Origin of the sequence: Couchioplanes caeruleus (genome assembly GCF_023499255.1) — a bacterium.
In the GTDB taxonomy this organism is placed as follows: Bacteria; Actinomycetota; Actinomycetes; order Mycobacteriales; family Micromonosporaceae; genus Actinoplanes; species Actinoplanes caeruleus_A.
Genome location: NZ_CP092183.1, coordinates 3,811,745 through 3,826,989, shown reverse-complemented (window position 1 = coordinate 3,826,989; position 15,245 = coordinate 3,811,745). Strand labels below are relative to the sequence as shown.

At 74.0% G+C, this 15,245-nt stretch carries 16 protein-coding genes; 6 read left to right on the top strand and 10 right to left on the bottom strand.

Features of this window, described 5'->3' with window-relative positions; translation table 11 throughout:
• Window positions 1-186: 186 nt before the first annotated feature.
• A complete protein-coding gene (locus COUCH_RS17695) occupies window positions 187-855 on the top strand; it encodes a copper homeostasis protein CutC (RefSeq protein ID WP_249613195.1) in 669 nt (222 codons plus the stop codon).
• On the opposite strand, the gene COUCH_RS17690 is transcribed toward COUCH_RS17695, so the two are convergent.
• Together COUCH_RS17690 and COUCH_RS17685 are read right to left on the bottom strand one after the other, a co-directional pair.
• Window positions 827-1,003 carry a hypothetical protein gene (locus tag COUCH_RS17690; protein ID WP_249613194.1) on the bottom strand — a complete coding sequence of 59 codons (177 nt, stop codon included), beginning with the start codon at window positions 1,001-1,003 and terminating at the stop codon, window positions 827-829. The genes COUCH_RS17695 and COUCH_RS17690 overlap by 29 nt on opposite strands.
• Window positions 1,004-1,053: 50 nt before the next feature.
• A complete protein-coding gene (locus tag COUCH_RS17685; protein ID WP_249613193.1) occupies window positions 1,054-2,424 on the bottom strand; it encodes a UDP-glucose dehydrogenase family protein in 1,371 nt (456 codons plus the stop codon).
• Between the two features lie 127 nt (window positions 2,425-2,551).
• Here COUCH_RS17685 and COUCH_RS17680 point away from each other — a divergent pair, with 127 nt between their 5' ends.
• From COUCH_RS17680 to COUCH_RS17670, 3 genes are read left to right on the top strand one after another with little or no spacing between them, the layout of a single operon-like run.
• A complete protein-coding gene (locus tag COUCH_RS17680; RefSeq protein WP_249613192.1) occupies window positions 2,552-4,072 on the top strand; it encodes a sensor domain-containing diguanylate cyclase in 1,521 nt (506 codons plus the stop codon).
• A 59-nt stretch (window positions 4,073-4,131) separates the two neighbouring features.
• Window positions 4,132-4,860: a ThuA domain-containing protein gene (locus COUCH_RS17675; protein WP_249613191.1), complete on the top strand. Its 729-nt coding sequence runs from the start codon at window positions 4,132-4,134 to the stop codon at window positions 4,858-4,860.
• Window positions 4,860-5,915, top strand: coding sequence for a Gfo/Idh/MocA family protein (locus COUCH_RS17670; RefSeq protein WP_249613190.1), 1,056 nt, complete (start codon window positions 4,860-4,862; stop codon window positions 5,913-5,915). Before COUCH_RS17675 ends, COUCH_RS17670 begins: the two co-directional genes overlap by 1 nt.
• On the opposite strand, the gene COUCH_RS17665 is transcribed toward COUCH_RS17670, so the two are convergent.
• From COUCH_RS17665 to COUCH_RS17655, 3 genes are read right to left on the bottom strand one after another with little or no spacing between them, the layout of a single operon-like run.
• Entirely contained in the window at window positions 5,901-6,548 is a 648-nt protein-coding gene (locus COUCH_RS17665) for a class I SAM-dependent methyltransferase (RefSeq protein WP_249613189.1), read from the bottom strand. The genes COUCH_RS17670 and COUCH_RS17665 overlap by 15 nt on opposite strands.
• A complete protein-coding gene (locus tag COUCH_RS17660; protein ID WP_249613188.1) occupies window positions 6,545-7,069 on the bottom strand; it encodes a 2'-5' RNA ligase family protein in 525 nt (174 codons plus the stop codon). The genes COUCH_RS17665 and COUCH_RS17660 overlap by 4 nt, the downstream gene beginning before the upstream one ends.
• A 59-nt stretch (window positions 7,070-7,128) precedes the next feature.
• The gene (locus tag COUCH_RS17655) at window positions 7,129-7,785 is read right to left on the bottom strand and encodes an esterase/lipase family protein (protein ID WP_249613187.1); all 657 of its coding nucleotides are present in this window, start codon (window positions 7,783-7,785) and stop codon (window positions 7,129-7,131) included.
• Between the two features lie 120 nt (window positions 7,786-7,905).
• On the opposite strand from COUCH_RS17655, the gene COUCH_RS17650 reads away from it, so the two are divergent.
• Window positions 7,906-10,014 carry a helix-turn-helix transcriptional regulator gene (locus tag COUCH_RS17650; protein WP_249613186.1) on the top strand — a complete coding sequence of 703 codons (2,109 nt, stop codon included), beginning with the start codon at window positions 7,906-7,908 and terminating at the stop codon, window positions 10,012-10,014.
• Between the two features lie 9 nt (window positions 10,015-10,023).
• Here COUCH_RS17650 and COUCH_RS17645 read toward each other — a convergent pair whose 3' ends face one another.
• Window positions 10,024-11,145 carry a glycerophosphodiester phosphodiesterase gene (locus COUCH_RS17645; RefSeq protein WP_249613185.1) on the bottom strand — a complete coding sequence of 374 codons (1,122 nt, stop codon included), beginning with the start codon at window positions 11,143-11,145 and terminating at the stop codon, window positions 10,024-10,026.
• A gap of 271 nt (window positions 11,146-11,416) precedes the next feature.
• Between COUCH_RS17645 and COUCH_RS17640 the strand changes: the two genes are divergently transcribed.
• On the top strand, window positions 11,417-12,085 hold the full coding sequence (locus COUCH_RS17640) for a hypothetical protein (protein ID WP_249613184.1): 669 nt from the start codon (window positions 11,417-11,419) through the stop codon (window positions 12,083-12,085).
• 66 nt (window positions 12,086-12,151) lie between these two features.
• On the opposite strand, the gene COUCH_RS17635 is transcribed toward COUCH_RS17640, so the two are convergent.
• Genes COUCH_RS17635 through COUCH_RS17620 form a run of 4 tightly spaced genes read right to left on the bottom strand, consistent with a single transcriptional unit; the run spans window position 12,152 to window position 14,901 of the window.
• Complete coding sequence (locus COUCH_RS17635) at window positions 12,152-12,592, bottom strand: SUKH-3 domain-containing protein (RefSeq protein ID WP_249613183.1); 441 nt, start codon at window positions 12,590-12,592, stop codon at window positions 12,152-12,154.
• Window positions 12,593-12,597: 5 nt separating this feature from the next.
• On the bottom strand, window positions 12,598-13,446 hold the full coding sequence (locus COUCH_RS17630) for an SAM-dependent methyltransferase (protein WP_249613182.1): 849 nt from the start codon (window positions 13,444-13,446) through the stop codon (window positions 12,598-12,600).
• The gene (locus COUCH_RS17625; RefSeq protein WP_249613181.1) at window positions 13,430-13,912 is read right to left on the bottom strand and encodes a DUF6069 family protein; all 483 of its coding nucleotides are present in this window, start codon (window positions 13,910-13,912) and stop codon (window positions 13,430-13,432) included. Before COUCH_RS17625 ends, COUCH_RS17630 begins: the two co-directional genes overlap by 17 nt.
• Window positions 13,909-14,901, bottom strand: coding sequence for an RNA polymerase subunit sigma-70 (locus tag COUCH_RS17620; RefSeq protein WP_249613180.1), 993 nt, complete (start codon window positions 14,899-14,901; stop codon window positions 13,909-13,911). The genes COUCH_RS17625 and COUCH_RS17620 overlap by 4 nt, the downstream gene beginning before the upstream one ends.
• Window positions 14,902-15,245 lie beyond the last annotated feature (344 nt).

The following is a 15,245-nucleotide window of genomic DNA, read 5'->3' as shown; positions in this document are numbered from 1 at the left end:
CCACGGTGGACGATGGGCGTCACCGCGAGGCGTGTCAGTGGACCACCCATGAGCTCACACATTTCAACAAGGTTGCTCAGGTAACGTCAAGATTTCGTGCGAAGAACTTCGATGCTCTGACACTTTCCAACATGGACGCGCACCACTGGGCGGCCGACGTTCAGCTCGGTGTGCGACGATGCCGCCGTGCCGGAATCGATCTTGGAAGTCATCGCGCTGAACGCTGTCGATGCGCGGGCCGCGCGCGACGGCGGTGCCGACCGGGTCGAGCTGGTCGCCGACATGAGCCGGCAGGGGCTCACGCCGGCCGTCGAGACCTTCGTGCAGGTCCGGCAGGTCGCCGGCCTCGCGGTCCGGGTCATGCTGCGCAGCCATGACGGGTACGCGCTCAGCGACGCGGCCGCCCTCACCCGGGCCGCGGCCGAGCTGCGCGACGCCGGCGCGGAGGAGTTCGTGCTCGGCTTCCTCGACGCCGCCGGCGCGGTCGACGTGGCCGCCGTCGAGGCGGTGCTCGGCGCGATCGACGGCTGCCGCTGGACGTTCCACCGGGCGCTGGACCACGCCGCCGACCGCGCGGCCGCGTGGCGGGCGCTGCGGGGCCTGCCCGGGCTCGACTTCGTGCTGACCGGCGGCGGCCCCGAGGGCGTCGGCGCCGGGCTCGCGACGCTGTGCGCGGAGGCCGGTCACACCCCGCGCGTGCTGGCCGGGGGCGGGTTGCGGCCGCACCACGTCGCACCGCTGGCCGCCGCCGGGGTCGACGCCTTCCACACCGGGGGCGCCGTACGCCCGGACGGCCGCTGGGACGCCCCGGTCGACGCGGCGCTGGTCAGGGCGTGGCGCGACCTCCTGCCGTGACCGGGCCGCCGGGGCCGGCGGCCGGCGGGATGTACATGACCACCTGCGGCATCTCCGGCGCCGACGCCTGCAGCCGGACCGCGGCGAGGCCCACGGCCAGCAGCAGCGCCGCCAGTCCCGCGGTGAGGACGTGAACGGTGAATCGCATGCGGCGCAGAATGGCACCGCAATGTCAGGAACCTGTGCGGTCCGGCCGCCTCAGCGGGAGCCGGACACCGACAGGTAGCGGTAGCCCAGCCGGGTGAGCCGCTGCGGGTCCAGGATGTGCCGGCCGTCCAGCACGACCGGCGTGCGCATCAGCCCGGCGAACTTGCCCCAGTCCAGGTCCTGGTACTGCGCCCACTCGGTCACCAGGACCACCGCGTCGCTGTCGTCGAAGACGTCCTCGACCTCGTCGGCCAGGTACGGCACCAGGTCCGGCTGCTCGCGCCGGAACCGCTCGGCGGCCACCGGGTCGTGCACCCGGATGCGCGCGCCCCGGTCCAGCAGCATCCGGGCGATGTCCAGCGCCGGGGCGTCGCGCAGGTCGTCGGTGTCGGGCTTGAACGCGAGCCCGAGCAGGCCGATCCGGCGGCCCTTGAGGATGCGCAGCTCCTCGAGCAGCCGGTCCACCACGAGGCGCCGCTGGAGCTGGTTGACCTGCCGGGCGGCGGTGACGATCGGCATCTCGTGGTGGTAGTCGGCGGCCGTGGCGATCAGCGCGGCGGTGTCCTTGCCGAAGCAGGAGCCGCCCCAGCCGAGTCCCGGCTGCAGGAACCGCGGCCCGATCCGCGCGTCCAGCCCGATCCCCCGGGTGACCTGGGTGATGTCCGCGCCCACCCGCCCGGCGAGCTGGCCGACCTCGTTCGCGAAGCTGATCTTGAGGGCGAGGAACGCGTTGGCCGCGTACTTGATCAGCTCGGCGGAGGCCAGGTCGGTCGAGACCATCGGCACCGCGCCCACGCCGTCCGGGCGCGGCAGGTACGTCGGCGGGGTGAACGTCTGGTTCAGCAGGGTGCGGTAGAGGCGGTTGAGCACGTCGAGGCTGCGCGGGTTGTCCGAGCCCACGACGACCCGGTCCGGGTACAGCGTGTCCTGGATCGCGGCGCCCTGGCGCAGGAACTCCGGGTTCGAGGCGACCGAGAACTCGCCGTCGCTGCGCCGCTCGTGCGTCCGCTCGAACGACTCCCGCAGGATCGAGTCGACCCAGTTGCTGCTGCCGATCGGCACGGTCGACTTGTTCACCACGACGGTGAACTCGCCGGCGATGTGCTTCCCGACGCTCTCGGCGGCCGAGCGCAGGTAGGTGAGATCCGGGTTGCCGTCGGGCAGCGAGGGCGTCTGCACGGCGATGAACACCACGTCGGCGTCCGGCACCGCCGCGCTGTAGTCGGTCGTGAACGTGAGCCGGTCGGCCGAGTCCGCCAGCAGCGCGTCCATGTGCGGCTCGTAGATGGGTGAGCGCCCGGAGGCGAGCAGGTCGACCTTGGCCTGGTCGAGGTCGACGCAGGTGACGTCGTGGCCGAGGAACGCCAGGCAGACACCCGTGGTGAGGCCCACGTAGCCGGTGCCGACGACGCACACCCTCATGTCGTACTCCCTCTTTCTCCGCCGCGCCCCCGGTGGCGCGGACCCTGGAACGGTAATCCGTCGTGTCTCGCACCACGGCGTCACCCGGATGCTCAGGCGCGTCGTCCGGCTGCCGATCCTTGGGTCCGTGACGGTCAGCAGCGAGACGCGTACGGGTGGTGGCGAGATCACCCTGTCCGCATCCCCGCTCGCGCTCGACGAGCAGACCCTGCTGCTCGCCGACCTCGTGGAGGTCATGACCCGCGACATCCCCTCGCTGGGCCACATCCTGGGGATCATCGACCGCCGCCTCGGCGGCCCCTGCGGGATGACCGCCGCGACCGTCTTCACGCTCGACCCCGACGACGGCAGCCTGCGCCCGGCCGCCTCCATCGGCTCGCCGGCCGCCGACGACCTGCGCATCGCCGGCCGGGTGTTCCGGGTCTCCGCCGGCGCCCCGCCCGTGCGCGCCGGCGAGCGTACGGCCGTCCGCCTGCGCATCGGCGGCCAGACCGTGGGCGTGCTCGTGCTCACCGGCACCGCCCTGGAACACCTGCGCCCGGAGACCGCCGCCGGTACGGCCCTGCAGGTCGCGGCCACCCTGCAGGTGCTCTCCGCGGAGGTGCACCAGCAGTTCACCACCCGCGCCAACGCCACGATCCGCAGCCTCTTCGAGGAGGGCGCGGCGGCCACCTCGGTGGAGGCCGCCGGCATGCTGCTCGCCAAGGCCACCGGGGAGGCGTTCCGTACGGAGTACGCCGCGGTGCACCTCATCGGCCCCGACAACACCATCCAGTACGTCGGCGGGGTCGGCCTGAGCGAGGAGGTGGATGCCCGGCTGCGCGGCAACCTGCTGGGCAAGCTCGCCACCGACTCGCCGGTGTGGAAGGCGATGATGGCCACCAACGGCCCGGTCCTCGTCGGCGACGCCACCCAGGGCGAGTTCCGCAGCGGCGGCTTCGTCGAGACGCTGCGGCTGCGCTCGTTCCTGTCCATGCCGCTGCTGTCGGCGGCCGGGCCGGTCGGCGTGGTGATGTGCGGCGACTCCAGCGGCCCGCGCGCGTGGACCAGCCGGGACCAGACGCTGGCCCGCCAGGTCGCCATGGAGGGCGCGCTGATCGTCGACAGCGCCCGCATGCGCCAGAAGGAGCAGATGCACGTCGCCGAGCTGACCCGGCAGGCGTACCACGACGCGCTCACCGGGCTGCCGAACCGTACCCACCTGCTGGACCGCGCCGAGCAGGAGGTGGACATCGCGATGGCCACCGGCGGCCGGATCGCCCTGCTCCTGCTCGACCTGGACGGCTTCAAGCGGGTCAACGACACCGTCGGGCACCACGCCGGCGACGCGCTGCTGCAGGCGGTCGGCCAGCGGCTGCAGGCGGCCGTCCGGGACAACGACGTGGTCGCCCGGCTGGGCGGCGACGAGTTCGCGATCCTGCTGACCCGCAACCCGGACGAGAAGTCGGCCGCCGCGATCGCCGGGCGCATCCACGAGCGGCTGCAGCAGCCGTACGACATCGACGGCGGGAAGGTGCACGTCGGCGCCAGCATCGGCATCGCGCTGTTCCCGTCCGACGCCGACGACATGGCCACCCTCATGCGCGGCGCCGACGCGGCGATGTACGAGGTCAAGCGCAGCGGCGGAGGGGTACGCCTGGCGGGCTGACACCCGCCGCCCCGGCGGATCGTCGATACGCTTCGACGAACCGACGGAAGGAGTCCGCTGTGCCGCCGATCCGGGTCACGGTCTGGGGCGAGAACCGCCACGAACGCCTCGAGCCCCACGTCCGGGGTCTCTACCCCGGCGGAATGCACGAGACCATCGCCGCCGGGTTGCGCGAACACCTCGGGGGCGAGATCCGTACGGCCACCCTCGACGAGCCCGAGCACGGCCTGACCGAGGACGTGCTCGCCGCCACGGACGTGCTGACCTGGTGGGGCCACGCCGCGCATGACGAGGTGTCCGACGAGGTCGCCGCCCGGGTGCGCCGGCACGTGCTCGCCGGCATGGGCCTGGTGGCGCTGCACTCCGCGCACTGGTCCAAGGTCTTCACCGGCCTCATGGGCACCACCTGCACCCTGCGCTGGCGCAACGAGCACGACCGCGAGCTGCTCTGGACCGTGGACCCCACCCACCCGATCGCGCAGGGCGTGCCGCAGCCGCTGGTCATCGACGAGGACGAGATGTACGGCGAGTTCTTCGACGTGCCCCCGCCCGACGAGCTCGTCTTCATCAGCTCGTTCAGCGGCGGCGAGGTGTTCCGCAGCGGCTGCACGTGGCGCCGCGGGCACGGCCGGATCTTCTACTTCCGCCCCGGCGACCAGGACTACCCGACCTACCACCATCCGGACGTGCGCCGGGTCATCGCCAACGGCGTACGGTGGGCCCGCAGCGACCGCCCCGGCCGGGACCTGCCCGCGCTGCGCCGCCACGCGACCGGGGACTTCACCTGATGGCGCTCCCGGTCGTCCTGGCCGGCGCCGGCGCGATGGGCCGGGCGTGGCTCGCCGCGATCGCCGCCGACCCGGCCGTCGAGCTCACCGGGGTGGCCGACCTCGACCTCGGCACGGCCCGGCGCGCGGCCCCCGGCCTGCCGGTCGGCACCGACGTGGTGGCGCTCGCCGCGCAGACCGGCGCGCGGGCCGTGATCGACGTGACCGTCCCCGGGGCGCACCACCCGGTGACCACGGCCGCGCTCCTCGCCGGCCTCCCCGTGCTCGGCGAGAAACCCGCCGCCGACACGCTCGCCCGGGCCCTGTCGCTGTGCGCCGCGTCCGAGGTCAGCGGGCAGCTGTTCATGGTGAGCCAGTCCCGGCGCTGGAACCCCCGGCTGTTCCGGCTCCGCGCGATGACCGCGCGGCTGGGCGGTGTCGTCTCGGCCGGTACGGACTTCTTCCGCGCTCCGCACTTCGGCGGCTTCCGCGAGCAGATGGCCCAGCCGCTGCTCACCGACATGGCCATCCACGCCTTCGACGCCGCCCGGTTCGTGCTGGCCGCCGAGCCGGTCGAGGTCACCTGCCGCACCTGGAACCCGCCGTGGAGCTGGTACGCCGGCGACGCCTGCGCGGCCGCCGTCTTCGAGATGACCGGCGGCGCCCGCTACGTGTACCACGGCAGCTGGTGCGCGCCCGGCGCCGAGACGTCGTGGAACGGCGTGTGGCGCGTCAACGGCCGGCACGGCACCGCGACCTGGGACGGCGACGACGATCCGGAGGGACCGGCGGACGACGGGCCGGTGCCGCCGTACGACGGGATCGCGGGCGCGCTGCGGGTCTTCGCCGACGCGCTGGCCACCGGGACCACCCCGATGGGCGAGATCCACGAGAACGTGCCGAGCCTGGCGATGGTGGAAGCGGCGATCCACTCCGGCGCCCGCGGCCGTCCGGTGACGATCGGCGAGGTGCTGGACGACGCGTACGCGCAGGCGATGGCCGAGGAGCGGCATCCGGACGTCCGGGCCGCGCTGGGCGGCTGGCGGTCCGCGCGGGCCCGGCTAGGCCTCGGCTGACCGGCGGGCGACCAGGTAGGCGCGGCGGCTCGGGAACTCCGCGCCCGGCACCGGCTCGCGCAGCAGCGTCGCGTCGACCCGGAACCCGGCGGCCACCAGGTCGCCGGACACCACCTCCGGATCGAGGAAACGCACGTCCACGTCGACCGCCGCGCCGAACCACGTCGACAGGTGGGTGACCTCTCCGGCGGCCACCTCGGGGCTCTCGACGTGGAACGCGACGAGCAGCGGCCCGCCGGCGCGGATCACCCGGGCGAGCTCGCGGAACGCGCGGGCCCGGCCGGCGTCGCCGAGGTGGATGATCGAGTACAGGGCGACGGCACCGGCGAACGCGTCCGGGCGGAACGGCAGGTCCAGCATCGACGCGGCGACGAAGGGCAGCCCCGGAGCATGCCGCCGGGCGATCGTCACCATGGCCGGCGAGAGGTCGACGCCCAGGACGTCCGGGTGGCGCTCCGCGAGGAAACGGGTGACGTGACCCGGCCCGCAGCCCACGTCCGCGACCGTTCCCTCCCCCACCGACTCCAGCACGGCGGTGAGCAGCGCCCGGTCCAGCGGCTTGAGCGCCAGCTCGTCGCGCAACGCCTCGTCGTACGCCCGCGCCACGGTGTCGTACGTGCGCCGTACGCTCACCGGGCCACCGCCTGCAACGGGTGCGCGATGTCGTTCGCGTGGTCCGTGACGGCGGCACCGATCACCTGCGCGCGTACGGGAAGGATCTCCAGGCAGCGGCGCACGGCCGCGCCCATCACGGGGTTGGGCACCCGCAGCGACACCGTGCAGTGCGGCACCCACCGCCCGGGCCGGTAGTGCTCCCACACCTCGACCCCCGCCGCGGCCAGCCGCTCGTGGACCGCCCGGTGATGGGCGAGCAGCTCCTCGGTGACGGTGACGCCCAGCCACAGCACCCGCCCGACGAACTGCCCCGCGAAGTCCATGTCGAGCGTCAGCCCCCGGCCGACCTGCATGCCCCGCAGCGCGGCGGCGACGGTCTCCGGCGGCAGCGTGCGCGCGGCGGCGAGGGAGACGTGCGGGCGGTGCCGTTCGTGCAGCGACGCCATGGTCGGGACGCCCTCGGCCTCGAGGGCCTGCCACAACGTCCGGATGCGCCGGGTGGCGTCGACGTCCAGGTAGAGCTCGAGTGCGGCGACCACCGCCACACCGTACCGGCGGGCCGCGCGCCGGGTGAGGACGCGCGGACCGCCGGCGGGGCTCAGCTGGCCAGGAAGGTACGGACCTGGGTGAGGATCGACGTGTCGGTCAGGTAGGTGAGGTGGTTCTCGCAGAGCACGTAGTTGTTCGTCGCTCCGCTCAGGACCGTGCTGGTGTACGGGATGATGACGCCGTCGCAGGGCGAGTACCACGTGGCGTAGCGGGTGCTGCCCGGCGTCTCGTCGCCCGCGCTGAGCGTGGCGATGAACGAGGAGCCCGGGTACATCTGCTGGCAGGTGACGAAGACCAGGCAGGCGCCGGCCGAGGTGGTGCCGTGGTTCGCGCCGGCCAGCGACGCCAGGTGGCTCACGTACTGGGCGCCGCCGAGCTGCTTGACGTACCAGAGGCTGACCAGGCCGCCCATCGAGTGGTTGACGATGTCCACCTTGGCCGCCCCGGTGCGGCTGCGGACCTGGCTGACGAAGGTGGCGAGGCCGCGGGCGTTGGTGACGTTGTCGCCGTAGGAGTTGTACTCGTACGCGTACAGCTCGCTGCTGCTGTAGCCGGCGGCCCGGAACAGCGACTCGGCCGTGGTCCAGTTCGAGGCGTTCCCGGTGTAGCCGTGCACGAACACGACCGGCGTACGGGCGGCCGCGGCGGCCGGGGCGGCCGGCACGGCGGCGAGCGCGGCCACGACGGCGATCACGAGAGCGAACATCCGGCGCATGGAACCTCCAGGGGATCGGGTTCCTCGCAGCCTGCGGCGCGCAATGGTTTTGACACATCGGTGAAATCACCGGCCTTGCCGCCCGGCCTCGTAGCATCGACACTTGTCGACATGGTCTTTGCACCTCTAGTGCAGGAATCTGTGGCGGCGACGCTGCCGCCGGACCTGGCCGGCGCGCTGCTCGAACTGGCCGGCGGGGATGAGGCCGCGCTGGCCGACCTGGCCGCCGCGCTCACGCCGCAGCAGATCCGCGGCGAGGCGCCGCCGCCGGTGACCCTGCCGCCCGCGAGCGCCCTGGGCCGCCGGCTGCGGGCCGCCCTCGCCGCGCTGCCCGCGACCGTCCGAGCGGCCCTGCTGGTCACTGCCGCCGATCCGCAGCACGCGGACGGGGACCTGCGCCTCGCCGAGGACGCCGGGCTGGTCCGGGTGCACGGCGACGAGGTGGAGTTCGTCCCGGGCGTCCTGCGGTGGGTGGTGTACTACGACGCTCCCGCGGACGAGCGGCGCGCGGTCCACGCCCGGCTGGCCGCGGCCGGTGGTCCGCGCGCGCTGCTGCACCGCGCCGCCGCCACGCCGGGATGCGACGACACGCTCGCCGGGGAGCTGCTGACCGCCGCCCGTACGGCCCCTCCGGCGTACGCGGCCACGGCGCTGCGCCACGCGGCCCGGCTGACCACCGCGCCGGACGTGTCCGCGGACGCGCTGGTCGCGGCGGCCCGGCAGGCCTGGATGGCCGGGCGCCCGCACGAGGCCGGAACGCTGCTGCGCGAGGTGGCCCACGTCCCGCGCGCGCAGGCCCGGTCCCGTCGGCTGACCGGCGAGATGGAGGTGCGCGCGGGCGGCCCCGGCGACGGCCTCGACGACCTGCTCACGGCCGCGACCCTGCTCGCCGCGGACGACATCGCCGCGGCGCTGGACGCCCTGCTGCTGGCCGGCGAGGCCCTGCAGCGCGCGGGTGACCACGCCCGGTACCTCGAGGTGGCCCGGCGCGTGCTGGCGCTGCGCCGCGGGACCGAGCCGCCCGGCCTGGAACTCGCCTTCGATCAGGTCGCGGGCCTGTCCGAGCTGTACGCCGGCGACTACGCGACCGGCTTCGGCCACCTGCGGCACGTGCTGCACCTCGCCACCCGCGTCGACGACCCGGCCGCGCTGGTCCGGGCCGCCACGGCCGGCATCCTCGTCGGCGACGGCCCGGCCGCGCACGCCCTCGCGGCGCGGGCCGTGCGGATCGCGCGTACCCGCGGCGAGCTGGCGCTCGTGCCGCACGGCCTGGAGATCGCCGCCTTCGCCGGCCTGGCCGCCGGCCACTACGACGCGGCGACCGCCGACGCCATCGAGGGCGCCACGCTCGCGGCGGCGACCGGCCAGCCCGGGCCGGCGCAGGTCCACTTCGGCATCCTGGCCGTGCTCGCCGCCCTGCTGGGCGACCGGGAGACCGCGACGCTGCGGGTACGCCAGGCCGGCGCCCACGACAGCACGGCCGGGCCGGGGCAGGCCCGGGCGCTGTGCGAGTGGGCGCTGGCCCTGCTGGACCTGATCGAGGGGCGCCCCGCCGCCACGGTGGAGCGGCTCGACCGGATCATGGTCGCCCGGTCCGGGCACGGCAACGCGGTGCTGCAGGTCGCGGCGACCCCGCACCTCGTCGAGGCGGCGTGGCGCTGCGAGCGTCCCGGGCCCGGCCCCCGGATCCGGGCGGCCCTCGTCCCGTTCGAGCGGTGGACGACCGGCACCGGGCAGCCGCCGTGGCTGGCGCTGCGATCCCGCTGCCGGGCGCTGGTCGCGACGGACGGCGACACCGCCGACGGCCACTTCCGGGAGGCACTGGTCCAGCACCTGCGCGGCGACGGGGACTTCGCGCGGGCCCACACCGAGCTGCTGTACGGCCGGGAGCTGCGCCGCCGCCGGCGCCCGGGAGCGGCCCGCGAGCACCTGCGCAGCGCCGCCGAGACGTTCACGCTGCTCGACGCGCGGCCGTGGGCGGCGCAGGCCGGCGTGGAGCTGCGCGCGGCCGGGGCGCCCGTACCCGATCGGCCGGCGAGCGCGGAACTCACCGCCCAGCAGGAGCGGATCGCCCGGCTGGTGGCCGGCGGGGCCACCAACCGGGAGATCGCCCAGCAGCTCTACCTGAGCCCCCGGACCGTCGACCACCACCTGCGCAACGTGTTCGCGCGGCTCGGCGTCCGGTCGCGCACCGAGCTGGCCCGGCGCTTCTCGCCCTGAGCCCTCTCCTCAGGCGGGCTGGAACGCCAGGCTGCGAGCCAGGACGCCGATGTCGGCCTGGTCGGTGAAGAGGCCGTCGATCCCGGTACGCAGGAACGCGACCTGCTCGTCGATGGCGCGCCCGTACGCGGCGGGATCGGCGCCCACCCGGTAGTCCGCGGGCAGGAACTGGTTCTCCGCGCGGAACGTGTACGGGTGCACCACCAGACCGGCCGCGTGCGCGTCGCCGACGAGGCCGGTCGGCGTGCCCAGGGTGCCGTCGGCGTTGCGGCCGATCACCTGGTTCTTGTCCGGCCCGATGCCGCCGGCGTAGGTGGCGAGCTCGCGCAGCCCGGCCGCGGTGAGGTAGTCGGCGTAACTGCGCGGATCGCCGTACGGGTTGCCACTCGCGCTGGTCAGGAACACCATCGGCGCGCGCAGCTTGTACTGCTCGTGCAGCAGCCGCAGGTTCGCCGCCTCGAACGACTGCACGAACACCTTCGCGTCACGGCGGTCCAGCCTGTTGCGGCGCAGTGCCCGCACCAGCGGCGTCTCCAGCTCCAGCCCGAGGCCGCGGAAGTACGTCGGGTGCTTGGTCTCCGGGTACACGCCGATCTCCCGGTCCAATTCGTGGGAGAGACGTTGACGCAGGTCCAGCACCTCCTGGAAGGTCGGGATCCGGAACAGCCCGTCGTAGAGGGTGTTGCGCTGGCGCACCTGCGGGATGCGCTCGGTGGCCCGCAGGGTCTTCAGCTCGGCGAGCGTGAAGTCATGGGTGAACCAGCCGGTCGTCGTGACGCCGTCGAGCACCACCGTGCGCCGCCGCGAGGCGAACTCCGGGCGCGACGCGACGTCGGTCGTACCGCCGATCTCCGGCTCGTGCCGGGCCACCAGCACGTGGTCCCTGGTGGCCACCAGGTCCGGCTCGATGAAGTCGGCACCCATGCGGGCGGCCAGCTCGTACGAGGCCAGCGTGTGCTCGGGCCGGTATCCGGACGCGCCGCGGTGCCCGATGACCAGGGACGGCTGCCGGCCGTGGCCGGGCCCGTGCGGGTGCGGTCCGGCCAGGGCGGGCGCCGCGGTCGCTCCCAGCACCGCGGGAGCCCCGGCGGCCAGCGCTGACAAGCGCAGCACCTGTCGGCGGTCTGCCACGTTCTCCTCCTGTCGGCGGGCGCCGGCGCGGTTCGCCGGCTTCCCGCCTGGAGTCCAAACGATCACCGCGACCGGGTGGCGACGACGCCGTGACGGGTACGCGAACGGCACGGGAAGGAATCGGCGGCCCGGTCGTCACGGTTGAGCCGGCCGTCCGCGGGGAACCAGATGATGACGGTCATCGCCCGTTCGTCCGGTTGAGGGGGATCCGGACGCGGCTTACGGTGGTGACCCGAACGCTCACCGTGATCAACCGTCGTGGAGTGTCACCATGGGTTTCCCCGAGCGTCGCGCCGAGCCGCACGGCACGCGGCCGTCCCGCCCCGAGGACCGGTACGGCACCAAGCCGGGTCCGCGCTCCGGCTGCTCCAACGAGCCCCTGTACGCCCCCAGCCAGCGCCCGGCCCCGGCCCCGGCCCCGGCCCCGGCCCCGGCCCCGGTGGAGGTTCCGGCCCCGGTGGAGGCTCCGGCCGCCGCGCGCCGGGTCGGGCGTACGGATCTCACCCGGCTGCTGGGCCGCAGCGTGCTCGAGGACCGCACCCAGCGGATCTGCGCGGAGTACGGCCTCCTGCCCAGCTCCGGGGCGCCGCTGTCCCGCTCGTACCTCGCCCGCGGGACCGGCGTGGAGCTCGCGGCGGACGCCCACGGCACGGTGACGACCGTCTTCCTGCACTTCCACGGCGACGACGGCTTCACCCCGTACCAGGGTGAGATTCCCGGCGGCGGCGGGCACGTGCCGCGCCGCAGCAGCCTGTGGGCCATGCTCGGGCGCCCGGACGAGTCGGGCGACCCGTACCGCGACCGCTTCCTCGGCGACTACGGCCCGTGGGACAGATGGCTCCTCACCGGCTCCGTGTTGCACGCCCAGTACGCGACGGACGCGGAGACCCTGGACCGGATCACCCTGACCCCGCCCGGCCGGCTCCCCCGCGCCGCCTGACCCGGGCCCGGGCCTGCCCGCGCGCCGGCGGCGGACGCTTTTCACCCCAGAATTCTCGGAACGGCGTCAGGCGATGTCGGCGGGCATGTATCCGAGGATGAGCCGGTCGAGCGCCTCCGGCATGCGGCCGAACGTGGCGAGCCCGTCCATCACCGTGTACATCTCGCCCTGTTCGTCGAGGCCGAGGTTGGTCCACGAGTGGGTGTCACCGGCGAGCACGCCGATCGGGGCGATGCTGCGGCCCGTGGTCCGACTCCAGTCGACGAACCTGTCGGCTTCTCCCGTGCAGTCCACCGGCACCAGCGACACCGATTCGCGAGCGCGCGTCACCCCCGGGCCGCCGGAGGGAATCCGGAGCCCGCCGAACTCGGCCAGGAAGGTCACCGCCAGGGGATGCAGCGGCGCGAATCCGTCGGCGGTCAGCTCCGCGGTCCACAGTGACGTGTCGGCGGAGCGCCCGGCGTACCATCCGGCCTTGGCCAGGATGCGACGAGTCAGCCATCGCACGGTTGCTAGTCCGCGGCCGGACCGGGCTTGCGCGCCACGCCACCGTAGACGGAGACCTGATCGTCGGCCGGCGCCGGCTCGTCCCGGGGGTCGCCGAGCTCGGGCCGCCAGGCGGGCAGGATCTGCAGCCCGGGGCCGACCGGCTCCAGGCCGGCGAAGAACCGCTCGATCACCGGCCGGGACCGGACCTGCATGGTGACACCCTGGCGGCGGTAGACCTGAGCCACCTGCTCCCACGCCTCCGGCCGGAAATCCCCGGTGAGGTGCGACAGCGCCAGGTAACTGCCGGGTGGCAGGGCCGCCATGAGCCGCTGCACGAGCGTCCACGGATCGTGGTCGTCGCCGATGAAGTGGAGGATCGCGATGAGCAGCAGGCCCACGGGACGGTCCAGATCAAGCGTGTCGCGCAGCGTCGCCGAGCCGAGGATCGTGCCGACGTCGCGCAGGTCCGCATCGATGTAGTCGGTCCTGCCGTCGGGGTGGCCGGTGAGCAGGGCGCGGGCGTGTGCCAGCACGATCGGGTCGTTGTCCACGTATACCACCCGGGACCGGGGATTGATCTCCTGCGCCACGTGGTGCACGTTCGGCGCGCTCGGGATCCCGGTGCCGATGTCGAGGAACTGGTCGATCCCCTGCTGCGCCAGGAACCGGACGGCCCGGCGCAGGAACAGCCGGTTCTCCCGGGGCGGGATCCGGCTGTCCGGATTGGCCTGCAGCCCCCGCCGGGCCGCCTCGCGGTCGGCCGCGAAGTTGTCCTTGCCGCCCAGCAGGTAGTCGTACACCCGGGCGGGGTGCGGCCGATCGGTGCGCAGATCCACCCCGGTGACGACGGTCGTCTCATGCTGCTCGGCCATCCTTGGAGCCCCCTTCGCCGCTGCGCGCGGGCCCGATCCTCGCAGAAAACATCGACGACGGCCATGGCCGGACCCCCGCCACGCGGGCCTGCGGCAGGCTGCGCGCCAGGGCCGGGATCACCACCGCCGCGGCGACGAGGTGCAGCCCGATCAGGGTGACGACGGTGGCGGCGTCCGCGCCGGACAGGACGGGCGGGACCAGGGACACGGCGGTCAACGAGACAGTCGTCGCCACGAACCGCCGCGCCGGGCGGGCGCTCCACCGCAGCAGAGCGCCGGCGATGACGATGCCCAGCACCGAGAAGAAGCCGGTCACCACGGCGAACCCGGGCAGCGGGATCGACTCGCCGCCGTCGGGCACGTCGAAGTCCACGCCGGCGGCCCGGGCGAGCGCCGCGGCGAGGGTGGTGACCACCGCGGCCGCGACCGCGGCGGCGGCGCCGGTGACAGCGAGCCGGCGAATCATGCCGCGTCCTTCGCCGGCAGCCGCTCCGGGAGACCGAGCCGCGCGAACCGGTCGGCGTGGAACGTCACGATCTCCGTGACCGCCCCGCCGGTGACGCGCAGAACGTCGAGCGTCAGCGGCAGGTACGCGCCCTCGCTCTCCCGCCACAGGTAGAAGCCGATGGCCGGCTGCCGGTTCACCGAGGCCGGCACGGCCCGCAGCGCCCCGAGGCTCTCGAAGCCGTCGCGGAGCCAGTCGTTCACGACCGCGTCCCGGCCGACGTGCAGTCCGGGCGTGGGCGGCATCGAGCAGCGCACGTCGTCGCGCAGCAGCGCGGCGAGCCCACCGACGTCCTTGGCCACACTGGCCTCGGTGAAGCGGCGCACCAGCTCCCGGGTCCCGGCATCCTCCTCGCCGCCGCCGGTCCAGTCCTGCCGTTCGGCGGGCAGATGTTCCCGCATCCCGCTGCGGGCCCGCTGCAGCGCGCTGTTCACGGAGTTGACCGAGTCACCGAGCAGCTCCGCGACCTCCTTGGCCGGCCACCCGAGCACGTCCCGCAGGATCAGCACGGCCCGCGGCCGCGGCGCCAGGTGCTGGACCGCGACCAGGTACGCCAGCTCGATCGTCTCCCGCGCGACGGCGGCCGCCTCGGGCCCGTCCGCGTCGCCCGCGGGCACCTCGTCGAGCAACCGGTCCGGGTACGGCTGCAGCCACCGCACCTCACCCCCGGTCGCCGGCTCCGGGCGGCGCTTCGCGAGCAGGTCCAGGCACGCGTTCGTGGCGACGCGGTACAGCCACGCCCGGAACGTCGACCGCCCCTCGAAGGTCTCCCGGCGCCGCCAGGCCCGCAGGAACGTGTCCTGCACGGCGTCCTCGGCATCCTCGAACGACCCGAGCATCCGGTAGCAGTGCACGTGCAATTCCCGCCGGTGCCGCTCCGCCATCCCGGAGAAGCCCGGCTCATCCATACCGCTCAAGTCGAGCTCCTTCACCCGTACGTCCGCAGCCATCACGCCATCCTTCCGCCTCACCATGCCCGGTCTCAGGTATGACGGGCGCGGGCCTCAGAACTCATCACCCGGCACCGGTGATCGGCCATGCTGAAGCGTGTGATCCCCGGCCCGGGCGTGGCGATCAGGAAACGGGCGCGGAGTCGCGACCTCGGCTCCCAGATACGAACAGTCGCAAACGATTCGCTGTCGACATGGCGGTTGTCGCTCCACACCATTGATATTTGACTTCCCCCATTCGCGTGGTGAAAGCCACGGTGCGGTCCGGAAATGGATCCGGACGAGGCGAATGAGGGGAGCCCTTATGCGATCGGGAAATCGTGAGGCGTGGACGCGCTGGTGTC